The sequence below is a fragment of the Hydrogenophaga sp. genome (assembly GCF_031426985.1).
Classification (GTDB): Bacteria; Pseudomonadota; Gammaproteobacteria; order Burkholderiales; family Burkholderiaceae_C; genus Hydrogenophaga.
This window is the reverse complement of the sequence record NZ_JASJOY010000123.1, coordinates 1-3789: the sequence shown is the minus strand read 5'-3', so window position 1 is coordinate 3789 and position 3789 is coordinate 1. Positions and strand designations below refer to the sequence as shown.

The 3789-nt window shown below is 64.1% G+C and carries 4 protein-coding genes; all 4 read left to right on the top strand.

All coding sequences use genetic code 11. The features are described from left to right. Entirely contained in the window at nt 1–1254 is a 1254-nt protein-coding gene (locus RMP09_RS15265; protein ID WP_310566840.1) for an NADH-quinone oxidoreductase subunit D, read from the top strand. Then, on the top strand, nt 1251–1784 hold the full coding sequence (nuoE, locus tag RMP09_RS15260) for an NADH-quinone oxidoreductase subunit NuoE (RefSeq protein ID WP_310566839.1): 534 nt from the start codon (nt 1251–1253) through the stop codon (nt 1782–1784). The genes RMP09_RS15265 and nuoE overlap by 4 nt, the downstream gene beginning before the upstream one ends. After that, the gene (gene nuoF, locus RMP09_RS15255; RefSeq protein WP_310566838.1) at nt 1781–3148 is read left to right on the top strand and encodes an NADH-quinone oxidoreductase subunit NuoF; all 1368 of its coding nucleotides are present in this window, start codon (nt 1781–1783) and stop codon (nt 3146–3148) included. Before nuoE ends, nuoF begins: the two co-directional genes overlap by 4 nt. A 17-nt stretch (nt 3149–3165) precedes the next feature. Beyond that, the coding region (locus tag RMP09_RS15250) for a 2Fe-2S iron-sulfur cluster-binding protein (protein WP_310566837.1) at nt 3166–3789 on the top strand (624 nt) is incomplete at its 3' end.

The following is a 3789-nucleotide window of genomic DNA, read 5'->3' as shown; positions in this document are numbered from 1 at the left end:
ATGGCTGAAATCAAGAACTACACCCTGAACTTCGGACCGCAGCACCCGGCCGCGCACGGCGTGCTGCGCCTGGTGCTGGAGCTCGACGGCGAGGTCGTGCAACGCGCCGACCCGCACATCGGTCTGCTGCACCGCGCTACCGAAAAGCTGGCCGAGCACAAGACCTTCATCCAGTCGCTGCCCTACATGGATCGGCTGGACTACGTGTCGATGATGTGCAACGAGCACGCCTACTGTCTGGCCATCGAAAAGCTGCTGGGCATCGAGGTGCCGATCCGCGCGCAGTACATCCGCGTGATGTTCAGCGAGATCACCCGCATGCTCAACCACCTGATGTGGCTGGGCTCGCACGGCAACGACTGCGGCAGTTCCACGATCCTGATCTACGCTTTCCGCGAGCGCGAGGACCTGTTCGACATGTACGAGGCGGTCTCGGGTGCGCGCATGCACGCGGCCTACTTCCGTCCGGGCGGCGTCTACCGCGACCTGCCGGACACCATGCCGCAGTACACGGTCAGCAAGATCCGCAACGCCAAGGCGATGGCGGAGATGAACACGAACCGCCAGGGTTCGTTGCTCGATTTCATCGACGACTTCACCCAGCGCTTCCCGACCTACCTGGCCGAGTACCACACGCTGCTGACCGACAACCGCATCTGGAAACAGCGCACGGTGGGCATCGGTGTCGTCACGCCTGAACGCGCGCTGAATCTGGGCATGACCGGTCCCATGCTGCGCGGCTCCGGCATTGCCTGGGACCTGCGCAAGAAGCAGCCGTACGACGTGTACGACCAGATGGACTTCGACATCCCGGTCGGCAAGACGGGTGACACCTACGACCGTTACCTCGTCCGCATGGAAGAGATGAAGCAGTCCAACCGCATCATCAAGCAGTGCGTGGACTGGCTGCGTGTGAATCCCGGTCCGGTGATCACCGACAACCACAAGGTGGCACCGCCCTCGCGCGAAGCCATGAAGTCGAGCATGGAAGAGCTGATCCACCATTTCAAGCTCTTCACCGAAGGTTTCCATGTGCCCGAGGGCGAGGCCTACGCCGCCGTCGAGCACCCCAAGGGCGAGTTCGGCATCTACCTCGTCAGCGATGGTGCCAACAAACCCTACCGTCTGAAAATCCGCGCCCCGGGTTTCGCTCACCTCGCCACCCTGGACGAGATGGCGCGTGGTCACATGCTGGCCGACGCGGTCGCCATCATCGGCACCATGGACATCGTTTTCGGAGAGATCGACCGATGAGTCACGCCTCGCAATCCACCGGGCCGGTGCAGGCCCAGGCGCTGTCGGAGGCCACCCGTGCCCGCTTCGCGCGTGAAGTGGCCAAGTACCCGGCCGACCAGGCGCAGTCGGCCGTGATGGCCTGCCTGTCCATCGTGCAGCAGGAAAACGGACACGTCAGCGTCGAGGCCGAGCAGGCCATCGCCGAGGTCCTGGGCATGCCGGTGATGGCCGTTCACGAAGTGACGACCTTCTACAACATGTACAACCAGCGGCCGGTGGGCAAGTTCAAGCTCAACGTCTGCACCAACCTGCCGTGCCAGCTGCGCGAGGGGTACACGGCGCTGCACCACCTGGAGCAGAAGCTGGGCGTTGCGATGGGTGAGACCACGGCCGACGGCCTGTTCACCCTGCAGCAGAGCGAATGCCTGGGCGCCTGCGCCGATTCGCCGGTGATGCTGGTCAACGACCGCCACATGTGCAGCTTCATGAGCAATCAAAAGCTGGACCAGCTGATCGACGGCCTGCGCGCCGCGGAGGGCAAGGCATGAACGCCCAGCAAGTGCTTTCGCAGTTCGCCGCCACCGGCGTGCAGACCTGCTTCCACGACCGCCACATCACCCCCCAGATCTACAAGGATCTGAACGGCAGCAACTGGTCCATCAAGGACTACGAGGCGCGCGGCGGCTACCAGGCGCTGCGCAAGATCCTGGGCATGGACGGTTCCGCACCGAACCCCGAAACCGGCGTGGCCGGCATGACCCAGGACCAGGTGATCGCCACCGTCAAGGAATCGGCCCTGCGCGGTCGTGGCGGTGCCGGCTTCCCGTCGGGTCTGAAGTGGAGCTTCATGCCGCGCCAGTTCCCGGGTCAGAAGTACCTGGTCTGCAACTCGGACGAGGGCGAACCGGGCACCTGCAAGGACCGCGACATCCTGATGTACAACCCGCACATCGTCATCGAAGGCATGGCGATCGCGGCGTACGCCATGGGCATCACCGTGGGCTACAACTACATCCACGGCGAGATTTTCGAGGTGTACGAACGCTTCGAAGCCGCCCTGGAAGAGGCCCGTGCCGCCGGCTACCTGGGCAACAACATCATGGGCTCGAACTTCACGTTCCAGCTCCACGCCCACCACGGCTTCGGCGCCTACATCTGCGGCGAAGAAACCGCGCTGCTCGAATCGCTGGAAGGCAAAAAAGGCCAGCCGCGCTTCAAGCCGCCGTTCCCGGCCAGCTTCGGCCTGTACGGCAAGCCGACCACCATCAACAACACCGAAACCTTCGCGGCGGTCCCCTGGATCATCCGCAACGGTGGCCAGGCCTATCTCGAGTGCGGCAAGCCCAACAACGGCGGCACCAAGATCTTCTCGGTCAGCGGTGACGTCAACCTGCCGGGCAACTACGAAGTGCCCATGGGCACGCCGTTTGCCAAGCTGCTGGAGCTCGCCGGTGGCGTGCGCACCGGTCGCACGCTCAAGGCCGTGATCCCTGGTGGATCGTCCTCGCCCGTGCTGCCCGCGTCCGTCATCATGGACTGCACGATGGACTACGACTCCATCAGCAAGGCCGGTTCCATGCTGGGTTCGGGCGCCGTGATCGTCATGGACGACACCCGCTGCATGGTCGAGTCGCTCAAGCGCCTGTCCTACTTCTACATGCACGAGTCCTGCGGTCAGTGCACCCCCTGCCGCGAAGGCACGGGCTGGCTCTGGCGCCTGGTCGACAAGATCCAGCGCGGCGATGCCAAGCCGGCCGACATGGACCTGCTGGACAACGTGGCCGAAAACATCATGGGGCGCACCATCTGCGCCCTGGGCGATGCCGCGGCCATGCCCGTGCGCGCCATGCTCAAACATTTCCGTCACGAGTTCGCGGCCATGATCAAGGCCGACACCGCGACCTCGGTCTGATTCCGGAACACCCCACCATGGTTGAAATCGAACTCGACGGCCAGAAGGTCGAAGTGCCCCCGGGCAGCATGGTCATGCATGCGGCCGAGAAGGCGGGCACCTACATCCCGCACTTCTGCTACCACAAGAAGCTTTCCATCGCCGCCAGCTGCCGCATGTGCCTGGTCGAGGTGGAGAAGGCTCCCAAGCCCATGCCCGCCTGCGCCACGCCGGTGACCATGGGCATGATCGTGCGCACCAAGTCCGACAAGGCCATCAAGGCCCAGAAGTCGGTCATGGAATTCCTGCTCATCAACCACCCGCTGGACTGCCCGATCTGCGACCAGGGCGGAGAGTGCCAGCTGCAGGACCTGGCCGTGGGCTACGGCGGTGGTGCGTCGCGCTACGAAGAAGAAAAGCGCGTCGTGTTCCACAAGAACGTGGGCCCGCTGATCTCCATGGAAGAGATGAGCCGCTGTATCCACTGCACCCGCTGCGTGCGTTTCGGCCAGGAGATCGCCGGCGTGATGGAGCTGGGCATGTCGCACCGCGGCGAACACGCCGAGATCGAGACCTTCGTCGGCCAGTCGGTGGACTCCGAGCTGTCGGGCAACATGATCGACATCTGCCCGGTCGGTGCGCTGACCAGCAAGCCGTTCCGC

Bases quoted from the DNA above. Each gene is read 5' to 3' on its own strand.
- RMP09_RS15265 (WP_310566840.1), top strand. From the start codon at position 1: ATGGCTGAAATCAAGAACTACACCCTGAACTTCGGACCGCAGCACCCG.
- nuoE (WP_310566839.1), top strand. From the start codon at position 1,251: ATGAGTCACGCCTCGCAATCCACCGGGCCGGTGCAGGCCCAGGCGCTG.
- nuoF (WP_310566838.1), top strand. From the start codon at position 1,781: ATGAACGCCCAGCAAGTGCTTTCGCAGTTCGCCGCCACCGGCGTGCAG.